General features: G+C 64.6%; 20 protein-coding genes. 4 read left to right on the forward strand and 16 right to left on the reverse strand.

Going from position 1 to position 22,728, the window contains the following annotated elements:
• Nucleotides 1–122: 122 nt before the first annotated feature.
• On the forward strand, nt 123–1,454 hold the full coding sequence (locus tag AWB80_RS30855) for a sigma 54-interacting transcriptional regulator (RefSeq protein ID WP_061178486.1): 1,332 nt from the start codon (nt 123–125) through the stop codon (nt 1,452–1,454).
• An 8-nt stretch (nt 1,455–1,462) separates the two neighbouring features.
• Here the strand turns inward: AWB80_RS30855 and AWB80_RS30860 are convergent, their stop codons facing one another.
• The 14 genes from AWB80_RS30860 to AWB80_RS30925 form a co-directional block, all read right to left on the reverse strand.
• Nucleotides 1,463–2,224, reverse strand: a complete 762-nt coding sequence (locus tag AWB80_RS30860) for an amidohydrolase family protein (RefSeq protein ID WP_061178487.1) — start codon at nt 2,222–2,224, stop codon at nt 1,463–1,465.
• A complete protein-coding gene (locus AWB80_RS30865) occupies nt 2,221–2,997 on the reverse strand; it encodes a GIY-YIG nuclease family protein (RefSeq protein WP_061178488.1) in 777 nt (258 codons plus the stop codon). Before AWB80_RS30865 ends, AWB80_RS30860 begins: the two co-directional genes overlap by 4 nt.
• Complete coding sequence (locus AWB80_RS30870; protein WP_061178489.1) at nt 2,981–4,126, reverse strand: aminotransferase class I/II-fold pyridoxal phosphate-dependent enzyme; 1,146 nt, start codon at nt 4,124–4,126, stop codon at nt 2,981–2,983. The genes AWB80_RS30865 and AWB80_RS30870 overlap by 17 nt, the downstream gene beginning before the upstream one ends.
• A gap of 18 nt (nt 4,127–4,144) precedes the next feature.
• Nucleotides 4,145–6,262, reverse strand: a complete 2,118-nt coding sequence (locus AWB80_RS30875) for an 8-amino-7-oxononanoate synthase (RefSeq protein WP_244206822.1) — start codon at nt 6,260–6,262, stop codon at nt 4,145–4,147.
• A 28-nt stretch (nt 6,263–6,290) separates the two neighbouring features.
• Complete coding sequence (locus tag AWB80_RS30880) at nt 6,291–7,649, reverse strand: hypothetical protein (RefSeq protein WP_061178490.1); 1,359 nt, start codon at nt 7,647–7,649, stop codon at nt 6,291–6,293.
• A 19-nt stretch (nt 7,650–7,668) separates the two neighbouring features.
• On the reverse strand, nt 7,669–8,601 hold the full coding sequence (locus AWB80_RS30885; RefSeq protein ID WP_061178491.1) for a hypothetical protein: 933 nt from the start codon (nt 8,599–8,601) through the stop codon (nt 7,669–7,671).
• Between the two features lie 273 nt (nt 8,602–8,874).
• Nucleotides 8,875–9,042, reverse strand: a complete 168-nt coding sequence (locus tag AWB80_RS44475; protein ID WP_167390482.1) for a hypothetical protein — start codon at nt 9,040–9,042, stop codon at nt 8,875–8,877.
• A 68-nt stretch (nt 9,043–9,110) separates the two neighbouring features.
• Entirely contained in the window at nt 9,111–10,061 is a 951-nt protein-coding gene (locus tag AWB80_RS30895) for an amidohydrolase family protein (RefSeq protein WP_061178493.1), read from the reverse strand.
• Nucleotides 10,062–10,072: 11 nt separating this feature from the next.
• Entirely contained in the window at nt 10,073–10,999 is a 927-nt protein-coding gene (locus AWB80_RS30900; protein ID WP_061178494.1) for an amidohydrolase family protein, read from the reverse strand.
• A 12-nt stretch (nt 11,000–11,011) separates the two neighbouring features.
• Nucleotides 11,012–12,910 carry a TRAP transporter large permease gene (locus AWB80_RS30905; protein WP_208635714.1) on the reverse strand — a complete coding sequence of 633 codons (1,899 nt, stop codon included), beginning with the start codon at nt 12,908–12,910 and terminating at the stop codon, nt 11,012–11,014.
• 14 nt (nt 12,911–12,924) lie between these two features.
• Nucleotides 12,925–13,956, reverse strand: a complete 1,032-nt coding sequence (locus tag AWB80_RS30910) for a TRAP transporter substrate-binding protein (protein ID WP_061178496.1) — start codon at nt 13,954–13,956, stop codon at nt 12,925–12,927.
• Nucleotides 13,957–13,998: 42 nt separating this feature from the next.
• Nucleotides 13,999–15,180, reverse strand: a complete 1,182-nt coding sequence (locus tag AWB80_RS30915; protein ID WP_208635715.1) for a CaiB/BaiF CoA transferase family protein — start codon at nt 15,178–15,180, stop codon at nt 13,999–14,001.
• A 19-nt stretch (nt 15,181–15,199) separates the two neighbouring features.
• The gene (locus tag AWB80_RS30920; protein ID WP_061178498.1) at nt 15,200–15,979 is read right to left on the reverse strand and encodes an enoyl-CoA hydratase/isomerase family protein; all 780 of its coding nucleotides are present in this window, start codon (nt 15,977–15,979) and stop codon (nt 15,200–15,202) included.
• A gap of 12 nt (nt 15,980–15,991) precedes the next feature.
• Entirely contained in the window at nt 15,992–17,131 is a 1,140-nt protein-coding gene (locus AWB80_RS30925; protein ID WP_061178499.1) for an iron-containing alcohol dehydrogenase, read from the reverse strand.
• 178 nt (nt 17,132–17,309) lie between these two features.
• On the opposite strand from AWB80_RS30925, the gene AWB80_RS30930 reads away from it, so the two are divergent.
• Together AWB80_RS30930 and AWB80_RS30935 are read left to right on the forward strand one after the other, a co-directional pair.
• Entirely contained in the window at nt 17,310–18,254 is a 945-nt protein-coding gene (locus AWB80_RS30930) for a LysR family transcriptional regulator (protein WP_061178500.1), read from the forward strand.
• A gap of 116 nt (nt 18,255–18,370) precedes the next feature.
• On the forward strand, nt 18,371–18,952 hold the full coding sequence (locus tag AWB80_RS30935) for a PPC domain-containing DNA-binding protein (protein ID WP_061178501.1): 582 nt from the start codon (nt 18,371–18,373) through the stop codon (nt 18,950–18,952).
• Between the two features lie 4 nt (nt 18,953–18,956).
• Here the strand turns inward: AWB80_RS30935 and AWB80_RS30940 are convergent, their stop codons facing one another.
• Complete coding sequence (locus AWB80_RS30940; protein WP_061178502.1) at nt 18,957–19,871, reverse strand: LysR family transcriptional regulator; 915 nt, start codon at nt 19,869–19,871, stop codon at nt 18,957–18,959.
• Nucleotides 19,872–19,970: 99 nt separating this feature from the next.
• Here AWB80_RS30940 and dkgB point away from each other — a divergent pair, with 99 nt between their 5' ends.
• On the forward strand, nt 19,971–20,777 hold the full coding sequence (dkgB, locus tag AWB80_RS30945) for a 2,5-didehydrogluconate reductase DkgB (RefSeq protein WP_061178503.1): 807 nt from the start codon (nt 19,971–19,973) through the stop codon (nt 20,775–20,777).
• 176 nt (nt 20,778–20,953) lie between these two features.
• On the opposite strand, the gene AWB80_RS30950 is transcribed toward dkgB, so the two are convergent.
• Nucleotides 20,954–22,336 (reverse strand): replication initiation protein, encoded by a 1,383-nt coding sequence (locus AWB80_RS30950; protein WP_061178504.1) that lies wholly within the window; start codon nt 22,334–22,336, stop codon nt 20,954–20,956.
• Nucleotides 22,337–22,728 lie beyond the last annotated feature (392 nt).

Below are 22,728 nucleotides of genomic sequence, written 5' to 3' on the forward strand. Positions count from 1 at the left end.
CATGCGAAACACGCCGGCATCCACCGATACGCGCATCGCGCGGCACGACGACACGGTTTTGGCTCATGCGATGACGCGGCTCAGGCTCGGCTGACGCGGCGCGGCTTGCCGGTCCGGCCGAGATGCGCATCGTTCTGCATCACGACGATCCTCGCGCGCTGCATGCGGCGTTGCGCGAGCGCGGCGTTTCCGACGAGGTCGAAGCGAGCGCGAGCGGCGACGGCCCGTTCGTGGTCGTCGTGATCGCGCAGGGCGAGCGCGTCGCCGATGCCGCCGCGCGCTGGCTGCGGCGTCATCCGTTGCCGGCGGGCTTCATCGTCGGATGCACGCCGGCTACGCGCGCCGATTGCCAGCCCGAAGCCTGGTGGCCCGCGTCGCTATGCGACATGGTCCTCGCCGACGACGAAGACATACTGCTCGATGAAATCGCGCGACGTGTCGATCGTCTTGCTGAAATGGAGTCGATCCTCGACGCGGAATGGCTGCGCGAGCGCGCGGTCGGTGCATCGGCGATCTGGCGCAATACGTTGCGCGCGGTCGCGGAAATCGGCCGCTTCGGCGACGGCGCGTGCCTGCTGCTCGGCGAAAGCGGCTGCGGCAAGGAACTGCTCGCGCGCCTCGTGCACGATCTCGATCCGGTGCGTAGGCGCGGCCCATTCGTGGTCGTCGATTGCACGACGTTGAGTCCCGAACTGTCGGGCAGCGAGCTGTTCGGCCACGCGAAGGGCGCGTTCACGCACGCGGTGTCGGCACGCGACGGCGCCGTTGCGATGGCCGACGGCGGCACGCTCTTTCTCGATGAGATCGGCGAGCTGGAGCCGCGTCTGCAAGCGCGTCTCTTGCGCGTGATTCAGGAGCGCACGTACAAGCGCATCGGCGAGGATGTGTGGCGCAAGTCGGACTTCCGGCTCACCTGCGCGACCAATCGCGATCTCGAAGGCGAAGTGCTCGCGGGGCGGTTTCGCAACGACCTGTACTTCCGCATCGCGCGATGGACCGTGCGCGCGCCGAGTCTCGCCGAGCGGCGCGATGACATCCCGCTCCTGGTCGCGCATTTTCTGGCCGAACACGGCGATGCCGCGCCGCAGGTCATGCCCGAAGTGATGCAGCGGCTCGTCGCGGCCGATTATCAGGGCAACGTGCGCGAGCTGCGCAATGTGGTGCTGCGGCTCGCGGACCGGCAGCGTGGCTTTCGCGTGTTGAGCACGGGCTGTCTTGGGGATGCCTTCGCGCCTGGCGCATCGTCTGGATGGGAGCAGACGTTCGCGCTCGCGGTGGAAGGCGCGCTCGATGCCGGACTCGGGTTGAAGAACATCGGGCAGATCGCGGAGACGCTCGCCGTCGAGCTGGCGGAGCGTCGCGCCGGATCCACGAGCCGTGCGGCGGAATTGCTGCGCGTCACGCCGCGGGCGCTGCAACTGCGGCGGCAGGTGCGGCCTTCGGATGCCGGTTGATAAGCGCGTCAATAAGCGGCGGCACGCGGCGCGGCCATGATCCTCGCGCGCGCGAGCAGCCGCATTGCATTACCGCCAGCCATGGCATCGAACGCCTCTCGCGACGGATCGAGCGCACGAATCTTCGCGAGTTCGAGCCCCGGATGCAACCACGGCCCATCCGTGCCGAACAGCAGCTTACGCGGCCCCGCACGATGAAACGCTTCCTCGAGCAGATCGAAACGGCGCACCCCCGACGTATCGGCAAACAGGTTCGGATACCGAACGATCAGATCGATCACACGCCGTTGCGCCGCCCAGTCATCGGCAAAACTGCCGAGATGCGCGAACACGAACGCGACATTCGGATGCGTCTGCGCGAGCAGTTCGAGCCCGCCCGTCTCGCCGCCGGGATCGTAAAGCACGGGCAGATTCCAGCGTTGCGCGGCATCGCAGACCTGCCGATGAATCCGCGCATCGTGCCGATGCACCTTGATGCCGCGCAGGCCCAGCATCAGCACGGCTTCCTCGATCATGCGATGAATTCGCTCGCGGTCGCGCTCGGCATGCACCATCGCGAAGCCGATCCAGCGCTGCGGGTCCGCGCGCACGATGGCCGCGACATCGCGGTTGCCGCGGGCATAGTCGGACTGGAACACCGGCAGCAACACCGAACGCGCGATACCCGCGCGCGTCGCGCGGCGCGCGTAGGCGGCGAGCGGCGCGGTGGTGTCCCACGGTCCGGTCATGCCGTCGCCCTGACCGGCGTGCACATGGAAGTCGATGATCATGGCGCAAGCTCGAATGTGCTGCCCTGCGCCAGGTCGACGGTCTTGCCCGGCGCTTTCGCCGATGCAATCCCCGGCGGCAGCAGGTTGCCGATCCTGAGGCCGCCCTTGCCGACCATCAGCGCCACCTTGAGCTTGCTGTTCGTCACGCGCGTTCGCAGCGCCCGCACCAGCACATGCTCGACGGCCGCCGCGTCCGAGGCGAGCGGCGTATTGGCGATCCATACGTTCAGGTCGGATTCATGCTGGCGCGCATAGAGGCGATGCTTGCCGAGCCGCTTGCCAAGCTCCGCCGATTTGCCGACATAGATCGGCCGGCTGCCGCGCATCAGGATATACACGCCGATTCCACGCGCGTTGGCCGCCGCGCCGCGCAGGGTCTTGTAGTGCTTCCAGTTCAGATCGAGATTCGCCGCGCGCTCGACTTCGAGTTCGAGTTCGAAGTTCTCGAGTTCCTGCTCGAGCGCTTCGAGTTCATTCTCGTAGAGATGCGCGCCCGGCGCGACCGCGAGCGCGACGATCTCCATCGCGTCGCGCTTCTGTCGTGCAAGAAAACACGCGCGGCAGCACGCCCCCGAACTTTCGAAGCGCGCGACACGGCGATACGGGTCCGCGTCCACGCGCCGCGCGCGCCGCAGCAGAATCTGCATGTCCTGCGTGATCGTGCGCGAGGTCGTGCCCGGCGGCGCGCGCCGCGCCTCTGCGACGAGCCGCATGAACCGCCGCATGCGCCACGGCGCGAGCTCCAGGGTGTGTCCGTCAGCGGTCTTGAACATGCTCGATCTCCTTGAATGCGTTGATGCGTGGCGCGATACGTCGCGCATCGGGAAGGCTGGGCGCGAGCGACGCGATCGCATCGAGCAGCGCGTCGATGTCGGCGATGCGATGATCCGTGCGCGCGATGACGATCAGCGCATAACCGCCGCCGCGCTGTCGCAGGAGCGCGGTGCGCAGGCCGTGCGCGTTCAGCCCCGCATGCAGCGCAAGCGCTCGCTCGTCGCTCGCGAAACAAAGCCGTTGCAGCGGATGCCATCGCCCCGACAGATGCAGGTCGGGCAGGACGCCACGCGCGAGCGCGCGGAGCCCGTCATGCAGACGATGCAGCCGGTGTAACAGCCGCAGACGCAGACGCGCGCCGGCGCGCCGGTTGATCGCGAGCGCATCGAGCGCGGCCAGCAGCGCCACCGCGCTCGCTGGACTGCAATGCGATTGCGCGGGTCCGTCGCGAGCGATGTCGCTGATCAGCGCGGCCGGGCCGCACAGCGTCGCGAGCGGTGCGCCGAAGGCCTTCGCCCACGACGCGAGCAGCAGCACCGGCTGCCGCGCCGGCGAGGGCAACGCGGCGTGCCGCAACGCGCCGCCGCCGCCCTGCCCCCACGGGCTGCGCGGCGCAGCGCGCTCGCCGGTCAGCCCGAGCACCTGACTGTGATCGACGAGCACGAGGCCGCCTTCGCGCCGAACCGCGTCGACGTATCGCGCGATGGGCGCGGGTGCACCGTCGCCGACGGTCGCATCGGTGACGACGGCGGGCGGCCGCGCCGACGCGCGCCGCGCGAGCCTGCGTGCGAGATCGGCGGCGTCGCCGTGCCTGAACCACCCGACCGGCACGCCGCGGCCCATCATGCGTTCGAGCGCCCAGCGCATGACGGGGTACAGCGCGTCGTCGGCGATCAGCGCGTGGGTGCGGCCGAGCCGGTCGAACGCGTCGATCGCCAGATGCAGCGTCGATGCGCCGACCATGCCCGCTTCCGTGCCCTGCAGCGCGGCTGCATCGGCCGCGACCCGGCGCGCGAGCGGCGCGGCCGCCAGCGCGGCGGGCAGGCCGGTGGTGAGCGTCTCCCAGCCGCCGAGCGCGCCCGCCGGATGCCGCATGCCGAGATACAGCGCGGAGGCGAAGTCGATCATCGCGCGCCTCGCTTCGCTCTACGCCGCGAGGCTGCCGCGGCGCTCGCGCAGACGCCTCATCAGATGGATGCCGGGCACCTGCACATCGACCGGTTCCGCACTCACGTCCACGCCCGTCACCGCGCGATACGAGTGGATGTACGCCTGGATCTCCGGCCGGAAGAACGTGGCCCAGTTCGCGGCGTTGGCCGGATCGTTGATCGAGTTCCAGTCGCCCCAGCGGATCGACGAGACGATCTGCTCGCCCATCGTCGCGAGCTGCCAGAACTGGAACGTGTTGGTGTCGCCCCAGCCTTGCAGCTTGCGCATGCTCTCCACGGAATGCATCCACGGTTCCGGATACGCGACCATCGCGCGACGCGGCAGATACTCGCGGAACTCGGGCCGCGCGAGCAGCCACTGCTGCATCATCATCTCGATGCGCGAGGTGGTCGGCAGATCGAGGAACTGGTTGTGCGCGCCCTCCGACAGGATCAGATGCACTTCGCGCAGCGCGTTCAGGAGCGGGAAGCCGTCGGGCACGACGGTGGTGTCGTCGGCCTGCCGGAAGAACGGCACGCACAGGTTCAGAAGCGTGTGGAACGCGCCGAGGAAGCGGCTGCGGTTGTCGGCGGTGCGTACCTTCGGCACCGCGCGGCCGAACAGTTGCAGGCCGTACTGATGCGCGTACTCCGCCGCGCGCCGCTCGATCGGCAGACGATGCTGCTCGTCCTGCACCCAGCCCCAGATGAGGTTGTTCAGCGGCCGCAGCGAATCGAGCTCCAGTTGCGCGAGCGGATCGCGCGGGCCGCTCGAAACGTTCTGAAAGCGTCGCGAAACCGCGTTCATCGTCTGCACGAGCTGAAGCTCTTCCATCCAGTAGCTCCAGATCAGCTCGATGAGCGGCGGATGCATCAGCTTGGCGGAGAAGTCGTTGTTCCACTGCGTGAGCCACAGGCACTTCTCGTTGCAGCCCATGCCGCCCTGCTCGTAGATCGCCGTTTGCGCCGCCTGCGCGACCTCGCCCGCGCCGGTGCCCTGCAACTGGTTCACGATGCGTTCGAGATAAGGCACCGACGGCGATTCGTTCAGGTCGCGATTTTCCGTGAGATACATCTTCGCGAGGTCTTTCACGTCCATCGGGGAAAGCTTCAGCCCGAGGCGCTCGTTGGCGAGCAATCGCGCGCTGTCGTCGCCCTGCAGCAGCGTGATGACCTTGGCGGACTCCGGCCCGCCGGGCACCACCGCGCCCCACGTCACGACGAACGCCTCGGTCGCGACCTTCAGCGCCCGGTACGCGTCGGTATCGGTGAAGGGCAGGAAGCGCCGGTGGCTCAGCCGCGACGCCTCCGGATAGAGCTGCGGCTGTTTCCCCTTCGCTTTCGGATCGGGGAAGAACAGCAGATCGAGATTGCGCGTGTAGTTGTCCCACGACAGCGTGTCCGCGTTGCGCTTGATGAGAATCCACAGCGCGACATCGGCGGTGAGCGGGAGTGTCGAGCGGCGCATCGTGACCGGCGTCACCACGCCGAACAGCGATTTGTCGTCGACGACACCGGAGCGCTCGGCGATTTCATCGCCGGTGTCGTCGTCGACCGGCAGGGCGATCTGCGTGCCCGACTCGTCATGCACGGTCATGGCGCGGTCGGCCGCGACCGCGAGACTCGTCGATTCGGCCAGCGCTGGATTCATCGGATTGCGCGTGGCCATCGCGACGGTCTGCGCGCTCGCGGCCTGCACCGCTGCCGCCGATGCCGCTGCCGATGCCCCCGGCGGCGTGTGCGTCCCGGTCAGCTTCACGCTGTCGCCGCTCAGCAGATGCCCGGCGATGCGCATGACGTCGGTCGGCGACGTTTGCGACGTCACGATGCCCTTGATCGCATCGGCCAGTTGCACGAGCAGATCGCCCGCGCTGGTTTCGCCGGTCGTCTCCGGATTCGCGAACAGCGTGATGGTGCGCACGAGCGCCGGGCCGCCCGCGACCACGCTCGCGGGCCCCGCCGCGGCATGGCTCGCGCGGCGCAGCGGCCCCTTCGCGCTGCGCTCCGTCGCGGCGAGCGTCTCGACGGGTATCTGCACGGTGAACTTGCCGGGGTTGTCGGGATCGTCCTGGTCCACCTTCAGTTGCAGCACGCCCGGGAATGGGATGGTACTCATCGTTGTTCTCCTTCAGAGAATCATGGGTTCATGCATAAAGGGCGAATGGGTTTGCGTGCAACGGATTCGCGGGTGGCGGGATCGACGGCGGCCTGCGCTGGTTGAGCGCGACGCTCAGTTGCGTGCTGCCCGCGCGCCACGGCAGATAGCCCGCCAGCGCCCAGCGCTGCAAAAGCTCGGCGATCACTTTCAACTCCGTCTGGGCGGGCAGCAGACCGCTGTAGCGCGCCTGCCCGAGGACGGCGAACGAGAGCGTCGGCGTATCCGCGAGCAGTTGTTGCGGCCGCGCCTTCACGCGTTGCCAGAGCGCGAGCAGCGCGTCGGGATGACGGTCCGGCAGGCTGAGCGCCGCGCCGATCGTGCGGCCCCGCAACGCCGGCGGCCGCAGCGACAGCAGCACGGCGACGAAGCGCGGAATCTCCCGCGACAGGGCATCGAAGGCAGCGCGCTGCGCGGCGCTCATCTGCGTGCGCGGATAGAGCCGCTCCCACACCGCTTCGAGCGCGCTCCACTGCGGATGCGGATACAGCGCACGGCCCATCGCGACGGAGAGCTTCACGCGTATCCACGGCGCGGGATGCGGATCGTCGAGATTGATGCGCATGACGAACGCGCGCGGCAGGCTCACCACGCTCATCAGTCCGACGCTCGCCGCGATGCCCACGCGCGACACCGCCCACAGGTCCGCGACGATCTCCCCGATCCAGCGATCCCAGGCGCGCCAGATCGTCGGCCCCTGTGCGAAGCGCGACGGCGAGGCGCGCTTGTACGTGTTGGCGAGATCGAGCAGCGCCGAGGCCTGATGGCCCACCTCGTGATACAGCGACGCCGCGATGCCCGTGCCGACCATCCGCTCGCGCGGCATGCGGATCACCGCGACGGGGTTGTCGCCGCCGCCCGGCAAGCGCGTGCGCGCGCGCCGGATCGCCCCGCCGTGCCCGCGCTCCACATAGCAGATGACGGGCGGCGGCGCGACCGGCACGCCCGGCTGCCGCAGCCCGTCCTGCGCGGCGACATCGAGGCCCGCGAGCCAGATTCCGGTGCCGTGCTGACTGCGCTGCGTGAGCACTTCCGCGAAGATCTCGAAATGCGTGAGCGCGGCGTGGAAATACAGCTTCAGGAGCGCATAGCGGCGCTGCGCGCGGGCGACGTTCGCGGGCGTGGCGGCGAGCGCGCGCAACTGCCGCAGAAATTGCGCGATGCGGCGGCGCAGTTGCTGGCGGGCCGCCTGCATGTGCCGTTCGATGGCGGACATCGCCTCGTCGCTGACGTTGGCGGCGGGGACCATCGGCATCTGCAGGGCGTACGGGAGTTGCGCGTCGAGCCGCGCCCGGATGCCGAGCGCTTCCTGTTCGAGCAGACGCAGCGCGTCGTGGCACGGGTTCATCGCGTTCGAGCCTCGCGGTTCAGTACGCCACGCGGCGCGGGCTCAGATAGAGGATGATGGCGCGCCCGTTGCGCGAACGCCGCCATTGGCCGCCCTGGGGAATCCCGACGGCCTGCGTATGCGTGCCGCAGCTCGGACACGGCGCGCTCGCGACGGGCGCAGCGCCGTCGTAGGCGGGTGCGCCCGTGCCACCGTCGTAATACGCGCCGGACGCCATGCGCGCGACGGGATAGCGGCGGGCCGGCGCGCCGAAGATCGGCAGCGGCGCCTGACGCGCGGCCGCGATGCCATTGCGCGAGATCGCGCGCATTGCGGGCAGCAGCCCCGGCGCGACCTGGCGTGCGGCACGCAGGAACGCGATGCGCGCGGCGCGGGCGGGCGGCATCTGCTGCGGCATCGCCGTGAGATGATGAGTCGCATGCTGACCGATGCGTACGAGGCGGCGCGCGACTTCGAATTCGCGGTCCTCGTTGCTGAGGCCTTCGAGTTCGAGGCCGAGCGCGCTGCCCGCCATGCTCGCGAGCTTGCCGCCGATCAGACCGCCCGCGCCGGGCACGACGAAGTTGCCGAGCGCGCTGCCGACGATAGGCAGGGCAGACTTCGCGGCGGAGCGCAGGATGCCGCCGAGCGCTTTCCCAGCCGATGATTTCGCGAAGCTGGTTGCCGCGCGCCCGACGGATTTGATCAGCCCGCCGAGGAATTGCTCCATCTCCTGTTCGTTGCTGACGGCGAGCAGTTCGGCGGCGAGTTCCATCTCCTGCATTTCGCCCGAGACTTCGGTTTCGAATTCGTTCTCGAACTCGCTTTCGCCGACTTCGAATTCGCTTTCGAACTCGTTTTCGTTCTCGAATTCCTGAGCCATTTCCCCTGCCGCTTCGGCCGACAGTTCCTGCTCAAACTCGTTATAGCCGGGGCCCCATCCGGTGGGCCGGGAACTTCCGATATCGTGCATTTTGTCGCTCCTTTGCGCTGGTTGGCGAGACTCGAAGCTCGCACGCAGCCCTATTTGCAGGGGCCGTGCCAGTTTGAAGGGAGCCGCGAAAGCCTTGCCCCGCAAGGGTTTCAGCGATGAGCGCAAGGAGCGCGGGCGAATGGCGCTTCGTTTCGCGCGGGCAGGATGGGGTTGCGGCGCGAAGGGCGCTTCGCAGGGCGGGGGGATTGGAACTGCTGGGGGAGTTGTTTCAGGGCCCGGAACGTTCGCGTCCCGGGCCCGCCTCGTGTCAGGCTAGTGCCACTTCGCGCTCTTGTGACGATTGCGGCCGATGACGTCCCACAGTTTCTTCGCCTGCTTCTGGACCGACCTGGCGTGCTCCTCGTGGTGAGGCTCCGCGTCTCCGGCTTGCGTGACCGTGGCGCCCCGCTTCGAGCGCTTGAATATCTCGGCGAATCTCATCGCAACCTCCTTCTGCGGCAGGGACACCGCGAGAATAGTGTACGCCGGTTGGGTAGCTGGAGCGTCGTTCAGATCCCATACACCCGTGCTGTATTGTCATGAAACAACCGCAAGCGGTCCTCGACCGGATACCCCCGCACGATCTGCTTGAAACCATCGAAGATATCGGTCATGCGATCCACCACGCCATCCACCGGATAGTTGCTCGCGAACGAGCAACGCTGCGTGCCGAACACATCGATCGCGCCGCGCACGACCGGCCCGTTTGCCTCCACGCTCCAGCGCGCGCCGGGAATGCAGATTCCTGAAATCTTCAGGTGCACATTGGGTTCCCGCGCGACCTGTTCGAGCGCCCTGCGCCACGCGCTCAAGCCTTCTTCCGATCGATCCGCAGGCAGCCCGCCATGATTGATGACGATCTGCGTAGAAGGAAAATCACGCGCCAGTTCCGCGGCCTCGTTGAAATGCCACCAGAAAACCTGCAACTCGAAAAGCAGGCCGTGCGCGTGCAGCTTCGCGTAACCGTCACGCCATTTCGGATCGCGCATCGATCCCGGCGCCACGAAGCTATCCGTGTGCTCGGTGCGCGCCACGGCGGCCGGCTTGTGCCGAATGCCTTTGACCAGCGGATGACGGCCATAGACGCCGACGACCTCATCCACGTCTTCACGATCGAGCCACGCCTGGCCGCTCATCGCGTGCGGAAAGCCGTGTTCGCGTCGCAGCGATTCCACCCAGCGTAGCTCACCCAGCGGATCGGCCGGATTCCATTCGCCTTCGATGAGCACCGTCTTCACGATCCTGTGATGCCCCGCCGCGCGCAAGTAATCGTCGGGCAAAAAGCTGCGACGAATGCTGTCGTAATTGCCGTAGCGGAAGTTCTTCACCGGCTTGTCCGCGAGCCACGGAAAATAATTGCGCTCGACATCGAAGAAATGCTGATGCGCGTCCGCGATGGGCAAATCATCGTCCGCGCCGGTTTCGAGGAAGCGGCGGCGAAGTTCCATAACATCTGACATGGGCGATATCCCTAAACCTTCATGCGATAAAACCGCAGCGCGTTGCGGTAGAAAATCTTTTCCGATGCGTCACGTCCGAGCGGTCCGAGCATCGTTCTCATGCTGTCGACGAGCGCGTCGTAACTCACCCTCAATCCCGCGACGGGAAAGTTGCTCGCGAACATGCAACGATCGACGCCGAAGATCGAGACCGCATCGAGGACGATCCGGCGATTGTCGTCGTAGTTCCAGGGCGCATCTTTCAGGCCGAATTCCGAGAGCTTCACGAACACGTTCGGCTGTCTCGCGAGCCGTTCCATGCCGCGTCGCCAGCGCGCGAGACCTTCATCGCTCCGGTCCCACGGAAAGCCCGTGTGATTCAACGCGATCGGCGTGTTCGGGAAAGCGCTCGCCACGTCGGCGGCATCGGCGAGATGCCAGGGCGGCACGCGCAAGTCCCACGAGAAACCGAACTTGTCGAGCAACGCAAAGCCTCGCAGCCACGCCGGGTCCCGCATCGTGCCGCGCCGATCGTCGAGCGGCGCATCAGGACGAGGCGACGTCACCGGCTTGGAACGAATGCCGCGCACGAGCGGATACGCGGCGTGTTGCGCGAGAATCTCCTCGGTGTCGGGCTGATCGAACCACGCATGCGCGATCACGGCGTTCGGAAAGCCGGCCCTGTCATGCACTTCGTGGAGCCAGCGCGTCTCGGCGACCTGTTCATCGCGCGCACGTTCCGCTTCGATATGCACCGTGCCGATCACTGGTTGCGCGCTCACCGCCGCGAGATAATCCTTGGCAAGAAAGTCGCGGCAGATGCCGCGGTAATCGCCGAGGAAGAATGCGTCGTGATAGTCGTCCTGCAACCACGGATAACGGCCCGTCGAAAGATCCCAGAGATGATGATGCGCATCGATGATCGGAATCTGGTCCGGCCCAATGTCTTTCATGTGCATAAGATCGGTCGATCAATGGTCCGGGAGAAAGCCGGTCGACACCCACGGCACTGCGACGAGCACGAGCAGCGCAACCGCGAGCGCTCCGAGATACGGCCACACGCGTTTCATCGCGCCGTCCGGATCGACCTTCGCAATCGCGCAGGCCGCATAGAAGCCCACGCCGAAGGGCGGCGCGAACAGCCCGAGGCCCATCGCGAAGATGGCGACCATCGCGTAGTGGACGTCGTTGATGCCGAGCGAGCGCGCCACCGGAAACAGCAGCGGGCCGAACAGCACGATCGCGGGAATGCCTTCGAGGAAGCTGCCGAGCAACACGAACGCCAGCGCCGATATCAACAGGAAGCCCATCGAACCGCCGGGCGCCGTCGACATCAACAGCGCAAGCTCGCGTGAGAAGCCCGACTGCGTCAAGGCCCAGGCCATCGCGGTCGCGCAGCCGATGATGATCAGAATCGCCCCCGACAGCGAAGCCGTGCCGACGATGATCGGATAGAGCCGGTTCCACTTGAACGAGCGATAGAAGATCAGACCGACGACGAACGTATACGCGACGCCGACCGAAGCGACTTCGGTTGCGGTGGCGATCCCTTCGACGACCGCCGCGCGAATCACGAACGGCAGCGCCAGCGCGGGCAGCGCGAACAGAAACGCGCGGCCGACTTCACGCGGCTTCGCGCGCGCGACTTCCTTCAGCTCGCGTTTGCGGTTCTTCATCCAGATGACGGCGATCATCGCGAGCGCGCCCACGACCGCCGGCATGAAGCCGCCCGTGAACAACGCGGAGATCGATACGCCCGTCACCGAGCCGATGGTGATCAGCACGAGACTCGGCGGAATGGTCTCCGACATCGCGCCCGATGCGCTCAGCATCGCGACGAGTTCGTTTTCATCCTCGCCGCGCTTCTTCATCTCGGGAAAGAGCGCCGGCGCGACGGCGGCCATATCTGCGGCCTTGGACCCCGAAATGCCGCTGACGAGATAGATCGCGCCGATCAGCACGTACGAGAGCCCGCCCTTGAAATGCCCGATCAGCGACGCGAGAAAGCGGATCATCGCCTGCGCCATGCCCATCGCCTCGATGAGCGCGCCGAGAAACACGAACAGCGGAATCGCGAGCAGGATCAGACTCGACATGCCTTCGTCGATGCGGCCCATCACGACGAGCATGGGCGTGAGCGTTACGGTGCTCAGATACGCGACGGTCGACAGGCCGAACGCCACCATGATCGGCACACCGATGACCACCATGAACACGACGGCCACGACGAAGAAGATCACGAGGTTCCAGTTGCCCAGCGCGGTCATCGCGACCTTGAAGGTCATCAGCGCGGCCGCGACGCCGCCGACCGCGAGCGCCGAGATCACGAAGTGCAACGCACGCGCCTGCTCCATGAGACGCGCGACGGAAATCGCGAGCATCAGCGTGAGACCGACCGCGAGCGCCGCGACGCGATAGCCGTTGGAGATTTCCAGCGCCGCGCTCGTGATCGCCCATTCTTCCGACACGTACTCCCATGCCGGCGATAGCAGCATCATGATGAACGCGATGACGATCACCGCGCCGAAGGTATCGACGAACGCGCGCCTCGCGGGTTGCAGATGCGCGATGAACGTCGTGAGCCTCATGTGTTCGTTGCGGCGCAACGCGATCACCGTGCCCAGCATCGCGAGCCAGATGAAGAGCAGTGTCGCGAGCTCGTCGCCCCAGATCAGCGGATCGTGCAGCACGTATCGACAGAACACGTTGGCGAACAGCAGCACAACTTCGGCCACGACCAGTGCCGCGGCGCAGAGTTCGGTCGACCAGCGGATGCAGGCATCGAGAATGTGGCCCGCTCTTGCAACCGGCCCTAGCGGCTTGCTCGCGCTCGCCACAGGCATGGCTCCCAAAGAAACGTCAGTGCTCATGATCCGCTCCTTGCTCACGAAAGCTGCCCGGAATACTTCTCTAGCAGCGTCCACGCCGCATCGCCGTATTTCTTCTTCCACTCGGCGTAGAAGCCCTTTTGCTGCAGGTCGGTGCGGAACGCCTGCTGGTCGACCTTGTTGAACGTGACGCCCTTGGACGTGAGCATCGGTTCGAGACTCTGGTTGAGGCGGATGACTTCCTCGCGTTGCTTCATCGCCGCTTCGTTGATGTTGCGCGCGACGACGTCCTGCACGTCTTTCGGCAGTTTCGGCCAGGTCTTGCCGCTCGCGAGCAGCCAGAAGCCGTTCCAGATATGCCCCGTCAGCGAGCAATACTTCTGTACCTCGTAGAAGCGCGCCGACTGCACCACGACGAGCGGATTCTCCTGGCCTTCGACGACTTTCGTCTGCAGCGCGGAGTACGTCTCGTTGATGCTGATGCCGGTGGGCGCCGCGCCGAAGGTCTTGAACATCGAAGTCCATAGCGGGCTGACCAGCACGCGGATCTTGAAGCCCTTGAGGTCGGCGGGCGTCCTGATGGGCCGCGTCGAACTCGTGATCTGCCGGAAGCCGTTGTTCCACACCTTGTCCATCGCGATGAGGCCGGTCTTCGCCGCTTCGGCGCGCACGTGCCGGCCGAGATCGCCGTCCATCGCGGCCCACACGGCGTCGTAGTCCTTGAAGGCGAAGGGCACGCTCTCGATCGACGCAACCGGTACGAGCGTCGAAAGAATCGCGCCGGGCAGCGGAATGAAATCGACGCCGCCCGCGCGGACCTGCGAAAGCATGTCGGTGTCGCCGCCCATCTGCGCGTTCGCGAAGACCTGAAGATCGACGCGGCCGTTCGTCTCCTTTTTGATCGCGGCGGAGGCCTCGCGCATGTGCGCGTTGAGCGGATGACTGTCCGGCAGGCTGCTCGCGTATTTGAGGACGATGGGCGCGGCCTGCGCGAATGCGCGCGTCGGCAGGCTCACGCCCGTCGCCGTGGCGGCTACGGCCAGTCCCGCCGTCGTCAGGAAATCCCGACGCGTGATGATTCGACTCATGTTTGTCTCCTGAACTCTGTCATGCGCGATGGCTCGCGTCTGTTATTGCGCCAAGGCCACGATTGCCTTCTCTTCGATCAGCCGATCGACTTGCGCCGCCGAATAGCCCGATTCCCTCAACACTTCTCTCGTGTGCTGGCCGAGCAGCGGCGCGGGACGGCTTCCGGAACGCTTCGCATCGGAGAAGTGAATCGGCAGGCCGAGGCCTCGGACCTTGCCGGCCAGCGGATGATCGGTCTCGACGACCATCTCGCGCGCGATCGTCTGCGGATGCGCGAGCGCCGCGGCGATATCGAGCACCGGGCCCGCGGGCAGACCGATGCGGTCGAACTGCGCCATCCATTCGTCCGTGCTTCGGCGCACCAGCAGTTCATTGAGGATCGCAACGAGCGCCTCGCGATGCTGGAGCCGCAGCGCGTTCGTCGTGAAGCGTGGGTCGCTCGCGAGTTCCGGCGCATCGAGCACGTCGAGCAGCCGTTCGTAGTTGCTCTGATTGGCCGCGCCGATGTTGATCCAGCCATCGCTCGTCTTGAAGACCTGATACGGCGCGCTCGTCGAATTGGCGGACCCCATCTTGGGCAGAATGGTGCCGTCCGCGAGATAGCTCGCCGCTGGCCAGAACATCTGCTGCAGGCCCGCTTCGAAGAGCGATGTGTCGACCATCTGCCCGCGCCCGGTGCGCAGCTTCTGCGCGTACGCTGCCGCGATGCCGAGCGCCGCGAGAATGCCCGAGTTGATGTCGGCCACGGGCGAACCAGCCTTGACGGGCTCGCGTCCCTCTTCGCCCGTCATGCTCATCATGCCGCTCATGCCTTGCGCAATGAGGTCGAAACCGCCCTTCTCGCCGAACGGACCCGTACGGCCGAAACCCGAAATCGCGCAGTAGATCAGCCCCGGATTGAGTTCCTTGAGCGTGTCGTAGCCCAGGCCGAACTTTTCCATCGTTCCGGCGCGATAGTTTTCGGTGACGACATCCGCGTCCGCCAACAGGCGCTTCAATACTTCGCGGCCGCCTTCGCTCTTCAGATTGAGCCCGATGCCGCGCTTGTTGCGATTGACGATCATGAACGACGCGGATTCGCCGCTCGGCAGAATCGGCGAGAAGCGGCGCGAATCGTCGCCGTCGGGCACTTTCTCGACCTTGACCACATCCGCGCCCATATCGGCGAGCATCATGCCGCACACCGGGCCGGACATGATGTGCGCGAGTTCAACCACTTTCATTCCACTCAGCGGACCCATTTCACTTTCCCTTGAAGACTGGCTTCTGTTTTGCGTTGAATGCTTGCGCGCCGATGCGAAAGTCCTCGGTGTCGAAGCAATCGAAGGCCGATTCGATATCGGCGGCGGATAGTGCGGGCGAACGCGTCAGCGTGTTCGCAGCTTGCTTGTGCCAGCGCGCGACGAGCGGCGCGCCGCGCGCAATGCGCCGCGCGGTGGCGATGGCTTCTTCCTCGACGGCGTCGTCGGCGACCACGCGCGATGTCAGCCCTTTCGCGAGCGCTTCTTGTGCATTGAAGATGCGTCCTTCGAGCACGATCTCCATCGCGACCGGACGGCCCGCGAGACGAATCAGCGCACCGAGTTCGGCGCAGGACATCGTGAGGCCGAGTTGTCCGACGGGCGCACCGAAGCGGCTCGATTCGCCGCAGATGCGGATATCGCAGAGCGACGCGATCTCGAGCCCGCCGCCGACGCATACGCCGTGAATCATCGCGACGACGGGATGGCGGCAACGCTCGATCGCCTCCATTGCGGCTGTCGTGATTTCGGCATACGCACGCGCCTGCTCGCGATTCGAACGAAGCGTGGCGAACTCGCCGATATCCGCCCCCGCCGCGAACGCTTTCGATCCGGCGCCGCGCAGCACGACGCATCGAACGCCGTCATCGTCCGACAGTTCGTTCATCGCCGCGCCGAGATCGCGCCACATCGAGAGCGTGAGCGCGTTCATCTTCGCGGGGTTGTCGAGCGAAACGACGGCGATATCGCCGTCCCGCTCGATGGTCAGCATGTCTCCCATGTCTTCCTCAGGTCAGAACGATGCTTCGAGCATCGCGTGATAGTCGCCGTCCGATGCATCGCGCGGATTGGTCTTGTGGCTGTGATCCTTCAACGCGCCCTTCACGATGTCGGGGAACATCTCGCGCGTGACGCCCACATCTGAAAGCGTCGTGGGCAGACCGAGGCGGCTCGTCATCTCCCTGATCGATGGCCCGACGTGCGCGGGATTCTCCAGTCCCATCGCCTGCGCGAGGCGCGCGAGCTTGCCCTCTTCCTGAACCGTCGGCGCATCCTGATTGAACGCGATCACGGCGGGCAGAAAGATCGCGTTGAGCGTGCCGTGATGCAGACGCGGATTGATGCCGCCCAGCGAATGACTCAGGCTGTGCACGCATCCCAGCCCCTTCTGGAACGCGAGCGCGCCCTGCATCGATGCGCTCATCATGTTCATGCGCGCAACCTTGTCGTCGGGATGCGCCGTCGCGCGCTCGATGTGACGCCACGCGCGCCACAGGCCGTCGAGTGCGATGCCGTCCGCCGCGGGGTTGAACGCGGGCGCCATGAACGTCTCGATGCAATGCGCGATCGCGTCCATGCCGGTCGCGGCCGTCATCGTCGCAGGCAATTTCAGCGTGAGTTCGGGATCGCAGATCGCGGACTTCGGCACCACGAAGGGCGATATCACGCCGACCTTTCTGCCATCGTCGAGAATCAGGATCGCGCCGCGTCCGACTTCGCTGCCGGTGCCGGCGGTCGTCGGAATCGCGATGACGGGCGCGGTCGCCGACGTGATGAGCGTCGCGCCGCCTTCGATCACGGCGAAGCTCTGCAACGGGCCATCGTGCGTCGCGCATACGGCGACGCCTTTCGCGAGATCGATCGACGAGCCGCCGCCCACCGCGATGATTCCGTCGCATCGCCGATCGACGAACACAGCGACCGCCTCGCGTACCGCCGCTTCGTTCGGATTGGGCGGCGTGCCGTCATAGACCGGCGCGTCGTGATCCGCGCCCAGCGCGGACAGCACCTTGTCGACGATGCCGGCCGCCTTGATGCCGCGATCCGTCACGATCAGCGGACGGCGGATGCCGACGCGTTCGCACTCGCTCTTCAGAAGCCGCAAGGCGCCGAACTCGAACTGTATCTGCGTGATGTAATTGATGAGGGCCATGTTGATCGACAGTTATAGGTACATGAAAACCCGAATAGAAGGAACCCTTATCGACGCGGGTTAACGTTAGGCCTGAAGCTTTGTACGATGCGGGTTTGATGGGGCAGTATAGGCAGCGGCCGAAACGGCCGGAATTGACAATAATGAATACGGGTATAACTATTTCTCAACTCGCGTCATGACTCCCTCCCTCAACTCGATCATTTCCAGGCTGCATCTAAAGCAGTTGCGCCTGCTCATCGCGCTGGCCGATCATGGCTCGCTGCTCAGTGCGGCCAAGCAGGTTTCACTCACCCAGCCGGGCGCGAGCAAGGCGTTGCACGAAATCGAAACGACCTTCGGGACGGCGCTTTTCAACCGGACGAGCCGCGGGCTCGAACCGAACGACATCGGGCATTGCGTGATTCGCTATGCGCGGCTCATTCATACCGATGTCGCGCATTTGCGGGAGGAAATCGTCGGCATCATGCGAGGACATGGCGGACGTGTGTCGGTGGGCGTCATCATGGGCGCGGTGCCGCGCGTGATCGAAGCGATTTCGTCGCTCGTCACGAAGCATCCGGAGATGTCGGTGGAGATCGTCGAAGATACGAGCGCCGCGTTGCTGAGTCTCATCGACGCGGGACGGCTCGATCTCGCCGTGTGCCGCACGACCATCAGCCAGACGCCGTTTCTTTATGACAGCGTCAATTTGCAGGACGAGACGCTTGCCGTCATCGCGAACCTGAGCCATCCGTTTCAGAACGCGCGCAGGCTGCATTTAAAGGATCTCGCGGATGTGCGCTGGGTCGTCTATCGCGCCAACATGCCGATGCGCATGCTGCTCGAACGCGAATTCCGCGAGGCCGAAATCCGCTTTCCTCGACATCTCGTCGAGACGACGTCGGCCTTTGCCACGCTTTCCCTATTGCAAAGCAATCCGACTTTCGTCGCGCTCGTTTCCATCGATGTCGCGGAGTTTTTCACGCGGCACGGCATGACCGGAATGCTGCCGCTCAGGCTTTCATCGAAGAGCGAACCCTATGAACTGGTCACGCGACGAGGCGCGCCGATATCCGCGGGCGCACGTCTGCTCATGGAGGAACTGCTCGCAGAGCACGATCAGGCGGAAGGCGTATCGTGAGTCATGAGCGCGGGTTATAACCCTAGTCGCAACTCTCAGTATTCCGTCGCGAACGTCTTGTCTACACTCCGCCGCAGCCGAATCGACTCGGCAACGACATCAACGGAGACAGCTTCATGGACGAGACTTATCTGCGCAGGCACTTCTTCAGGAACATCGCGGCGCTGTCGGCCGGCGCACTCGCGGCATCCATCATTCCGGGTGGCGTGTCGGCGCAAACGCAATCGCCGGCGGAGTGCGAAGCGGGCGTGATCGCCGCTGGCGGCCCCGACGTGCAACGCAGATACATCAGGACGCCTACCGGTTATTTCATGGTGCTACGCATGGGCGACAACGTCTTCGAACATCTGACGACGTTCGCGCTGGCCGAGAACATTCCCGCCGTATCGGTCACGGGCATCGGCTTCGGGCATCCGACGTTCGGCTTCTGGAACGCGGCGAAAAAGGACTTCGATGCAAAGACCTTTCGCAATGTCGAGATGGGCAGTCTCGCCGGTTCGGTCGCGTGGAAGGAAGGCAAGCCATCCATTCATATTCACGGCATCGCGGGCGACAGTAACTTCAATGCGTACGGCGGCCATCTGCTGAATCTCGAAGTGGGCACCGGCTCGATGGAACTCACGCTCGTCGTTCATCAGAAGCGGCTCGAGCGCGCGGTCGATCCGTGCATCGGCGCCAATGTGCTGGGCATCGGCTGACGTTTCACCGATGACCCGTCAGCGCGAACTCGGTGGTCTTCACGGCGTCTGCCAGGAAGTCGACGAACGACGCGATGCGCGCGGAGATCGCCGTGTTGCGATAGTAGACCGCGTTGATCGGCTGACGCACTTCCTGCGTGTGACGCGCGAGAATCTGCACGAGCCTGCCCTCGCGCCGATCGCGCAAGGTCATGAAATCCGACAGGCACACGATGCCCGCGCTTTCGAGCGCGAGATGCCGCAGCGTCTCGCCGCTCGATGAAGCGATGTTCGGCGTGATCCGATAAGGCTCGTTGTCCGGGCCTGACAGCGGCCAGACATTGAGCGACTCCGGTTGCGTGAAGCCGAGCAGCGAGTGATTCGCGAGTTCGTCCACGCGCTTCGGATGGCCATGCGCCTGAAGATAGTCGGGCGTGGCGAGCACGCGAATGCGGCTGCTGCCGATCGAACGGCTGTGCAGCGTCGAATCCTTCAGCCTGCCGATGCGGATCGCGACATCGGTGCGACGCTCCAGCAGATCGATCACGCCTTCGTTGCTGTTCAGCTCCAGTTCGACGTGCGGATAGCGCTCCCGATAACCCGCGACCAGCGGCACGATCACGTGCAGCATGAAAGGCGTCGCGGCATCGACACGCAATAATCCCGAAGGCCGCTGGCGGCGCGCGGCGATCTGTTCCTCCGCGCTTTCGACCGCGTCGATGATCTCGCGCGCGTTCTGCAGAAAACTCTTGCCCTCCTCCGTCAGTTCCAGACGCCGCGTGGTCCTGCGCAATAACGTGGTCTGCAGTTTCTCTTCGAGTCGTCCGAGCGTGCGGCTCGCGCCCGAGACCGTCTGATCCAGTTGCTCGGCCGCCGCCGTGATGGAACCTGTGTCGACTACCGTCGCGAAGGTCTGAAGCTCGTCGAGTGTGACTTTCATCGTTGATTTAAATTCAAGAGTCTTTCTTTTATAGACCGGTTTTTGCGCAAAAGTAAAGTCGGCATACTGCGTTCATTCATCAACCGGAGAACGCATCCCATGAACCAGATTCCCGCTTTCGGTCTCGGCACCTTTCGCCTGAAAGACCAGATCGTCATGGATTCCGTGCGCAACGGCCTCGAACTCGGTTATGGCGCGATCGATACCGCACAGATCTATGGCAATGAAGCCGAAGTGGGCGCAGCGATCGCCGCGTCGGGCGTGCCCCGCTCCGACATCTTTCTGACGACGAAAATCTGGACCGACAACTACGCGCGCAACAAGCTCGTGCCGAGCCTGAAAGACAGTCTCACGAAGCTGCGTGTCGATGAGGTCGATCTCACGTTGATCCACTGGCCCGCGCCGAACAACGGCGTGCCGCTCGACGAATTCATGAGCGCGCTCGCCGAAGCGAAGACGCAAGGTCTCACGAAGCAGATCGGCATCTCCAACTTCAACATCGAATTGACGAAGCAGGCGATCGAAGTCGTCGGCCGCGAGCACATCGCGACCAATCAGATCGAACTGAGCCCGTATTTGCAGAATCGCAAGCTCGTCGAGTTTCTGCGCGGCCAGGGCATTCACGTCACGTCGTATATGACGCTCGCGTACGGCAAGGTGTTGAAGGACCCGGTCATCGGCGAAATCGCGAAGCGGCATCACGCGACGCCCGCACAAGTGGCGCTCGCCTGGGCGCTGCAGCTCGGGTATGCAGTGATTCCGTCGTCGACGAAGCGCGAAAATCTCGCGAGCAATCTGCTCTCGCAGCAACTGAGGCTGACCGCCGAAGACATGGCGCAGATCGCGGAACTCGAACGCGATGGCCGTGAAGTGAGCCCGGACGGTCTCGCGCCGGTGTGGGACTGAACAGAGGTTTAGGTCGAAGACGAACGCGATGCGCCTGCGATATCGGCGCGCGTGTTACCGGCAAGCAGCGCACGGGCCTCGTGACAGTAGCAGGCGGGCCCGTGCCGATGTGCAGGTGTGTTTGAGCTAGACGGTTAGTTGCAAGCGTACGTCCGCGTAGTGCATCCTACGTTGGGTTATTGACCCCTTCCCTTCGCGGATCGCGTCTTCTGGAACACGTAGCCGGAAAATCCGTCCCTCAGGTCCGGATACTTCTGAATCATGGCTTCGACGAGTTCGCCCGATGGATCGATGCCCAACCGGCGCAGCGTCAGCTTTCCGCCGGGGCTCGTCCTGTAGGTGCGTCGCCAATCGTCGCGCTGCCGTGGCGCTGCCGCTTCGTATTCTTCCCAGCCACGACGGACTTCATCGACGATCCGGTTCTGGGCGTTGACGTCCTGCACCGCCACCTGCAAGGCGAAACGCGTCTCCGACTGCTGTTTCGCCTCGGTTTCCCGTCGATCGGTCAACGCCAGGTCTTCCTGAATCTGCACCATCTGACGCTCGGCATCGGAGACTATCCATCCTTCCTTCAGGGCCTTCATGAAGAAGCCCGCGGGACTCTTCGACACCTTGCCCAGCTTCAGGCTGAACCGCGTGCGTTCGACCGCCTGCTCCAGACGTTGATCGGTGTAGGTTTCGCGGTCGGAGGCGATCTGATTGAATTGCGCGCTGGAGAGGCCGATTTCCTGCTTCAAGGTTTGATAGAGCGCCTGAGCGTGCTCGTGCGTATGGAGCAGGCGCTCGGCCATCTCCTTGCGCTCGACGCGAAAGCGCATCCGGCCGATTTTGCGGGAGCCCGGTTCGTTGCGTGTTTCGTACGACAGCGATAGATCGGAGACGTCGTTGATCTGGTCGACGGCAGGCGCGAGCCAGTCCCGTTTGAAATACTTGAACTCCTGCGCCTTCGCGCCCATCGTGCCTTGCCAGGCGCGGAGTTCGTCGAGGGTGAACCAGTCCGTCATGCCGTCGCCGGCGTAGGGAAGAAGATGGTCGTACATCACGCGCGCATAGCTGAGCGTGAACAGAGAGGTAATACGAAGGCTCAGCCAGTGAGACTTACCGGGGCCACGAATGATGCCGATCAAATCGGGAGGGACGCGGAACTGAAACCGGCCGCCCACGTACGAGATCCGGCCGATCAGTTGTACCGAGCCGAACGGCTTGGAGCCGTCGACATCCGCTTCGGCCGTGGCCTGAATCAGCGCCCTCTGCGCCTCGGTGATCACCTGTTCGAGGTGCGCGTTGTTCCGGCTCGAGTAGCGCATGAGCCACTTGAAGTAGTCGAGCTCGACGTCATAGAGGTCGTGTACCTTCTCCTCCTGCGCGACGATGAAGTACGCCGCGTCGATCAGGCGTCGAGCCGCCACACCAAGATCGACGATGCGGATCAGAACGTTCTTGCGCGAAAATCCGATATCCGTGCGAGCAGAATCGACGGGCAAGCCTTCCGCGTTTGCGTCGTCGAATAGCGCCAGCGCCAGTTGTCTGGACGTGGCTACCTGCCCTTCTGTCGTCATTCCTTCTCCTGAATCGGCGCCGTGGTTCGTGTTAACGAGCGGTACGGTACCGGGCACAAGGTGAGCTGTCAACACACATCACCTCACCTTGTCGGCGACGTGACACAAGAAACCTCACTCTGATTGGCGGCCATCACAAATTCCCTCACCACTGGCGCGTAAACATCTCACCCGCGACGGTAATACACCTCACTTCTACGTGGTAAACGGATCACCTTGACGCTCAATCAACAGCACCACGAACACAATATGCTTCACTCTGCGTCGCTAAGCTGTTGATTTTTCGATGGTTACGGTTGCGCTGTTAGTGGTTGTCGGTTTTATTCTTTAAGTAAACGAACAAACCGGCGTACAGAATCAAATCGGGAGAAGATTGAAGGCGGGGAGACTTA

The organism is Caballeronia pedi, from assembly GCF_001544915.2.
GTDB lineage: Bacteria > Pseudomonadota > Gammaproteobacteria > Burkholderiales > Burkholderiaceae > Caballeronia > Caballeronia pedi.

Bases quoted from the DNA above. Each gene is read 5' to 3' on its own strand.
- AWB80_RS30855 (WP_061178486.1), top strand. From the start codon at position 123: ATGCGCATCGTTCTGCATCACGACGATCCTCGCGCGCTGCATGCGGCG.
- AWB80_RS30860 (WP_061178487.1), bottom strand. From the start codon at position 2,224: ATGATCATCGACTTCCATGTGCACGCCGGTCAGGGCGACGGCATGACC.
- AWB80_RS30865 (WP_061178488.1), bottom strand. From the start codon at position 2,997: ATGTTCAAGACCGCTGACGGACACACCCTGGAGCTCGCGCCGTGGCGC.
- AWB80_RS30870 (WP_061178489.1), bottom strand. From the start codon at position 4,126: ATGATCGACTTCGCCTCCGCGCTGTATCTCGGCATGCGGCATCCGGCG.
- AWB80_RS30875 (WP_244206822.1), bottom strand. From the start codon at position 6,262: ATGAGTACCATCCCATTCCCGGGCGTGCTGCAACTGAAGGTGGACCAG.
- AWB80_RS30880 (WP_061178490.1), bottom strand. From the start codon at position 7,649: ATGAACCCGTGCCACGACGCGCTGCGTCTGCTCGAACAGGAAGCGCTC.
- AWB80_RS30885 (WP_061178491.1), bottom strand. From the start codon at position 8,601: ATGCACGATATCGGAAGTTCCCGGCCCACCGGATGGGGCCCCGGCTAT.
- AWB80_RS44475 (WP_167390482.1), bottom strand. From the start codon at position 9,042: ATGAGATTCGCCGAGATATTCAAGCGCTCGAAGCGGGGCGCCACGGTC.
- AWB80_RS30895 (WP_061178493.1), bottom strand. From the start codon at position 10,061: ATGTCAGATGTTATGGAACTTCGCCGCCGCTTCCTCGAAACCGGCGCG.
- AWB80_RS30900 (WP_061178494.1), bottom strand. From the start codon at position 10,999: ATGCACATGAAAGACATTGGGCCGGACCAGATTCCGATCATCGATGCG.
- AWB80_RS30905 (WP_208635714.1), bottom strand. From the start codon at position 12,910: ATGAGCACTGACGTTTCTTTGGGAGCCATGCCTGTGGCGAGCGCGAGC.
- AWB80_RS30910 (WP_061178496.1), bottom strand. From the start codon at position 13,956: ATGAGTCGAATCATCACGCGTCGGGATTTCCTGACGACGGCGGGACTG.
- AWB80_RS30915 (WP_208635715.1), bottom strand. From the start codon at position 15,180: ATGAAAGTGGTTGAACTCGCGCACATCATGTCCGGCCCGGTGTGCGGC.
- AWB80_RS30920 (WP_061178498.1), bottom strand. From the start codon at position 15,979: ATGGGAGACATGCTGACCATCGAGCGGGACGGCGATATCGCCGTCGTT.
- AWB80_RS30925 (WP_061178499.1), bottom strand. From the start codon at position 17,131: ATGGCCCTCATCAATTACATCACGCAGATACAGTTCGAGTTCGGCGCC.
- AWB80_RS30930 (WP_061178500.1), top strand. From the start codon at position 17,310: ATGACTCCCTCCCTCAACTCGATCATTTCCAGGCTGCATCTAAAGCAG.
- AWB80_RS30935 (WP_061178501.1), top strand. From the start codon at position 18,371: ATGGACGAGACTTATCTGCGCAGGCACTTCTTCAGGAACATCGCGGCG.
- AWB80_RS30940 (WP_061178502.1), bottom strand. From the start codon at position 19,871: ATGAAAGTCACACTCGACGAGCTTCAGACCTTCGCGACGGTAGTCGAC.
- dkgB (WP_061178503.1), top strand. From the start codon at position 19,971: ATGAACCAGATTCCCGCTTTCGGTCTCGGCACCTTTCGCCTGAAAGAC.
- AWB80_RS30950 (WP_061178504.1), bottom strand. From the start codon at position 22,336: ATGACGACAGAAGGGCAGGTAGCCACGTCCAGACAACTGGCGCTGGCG.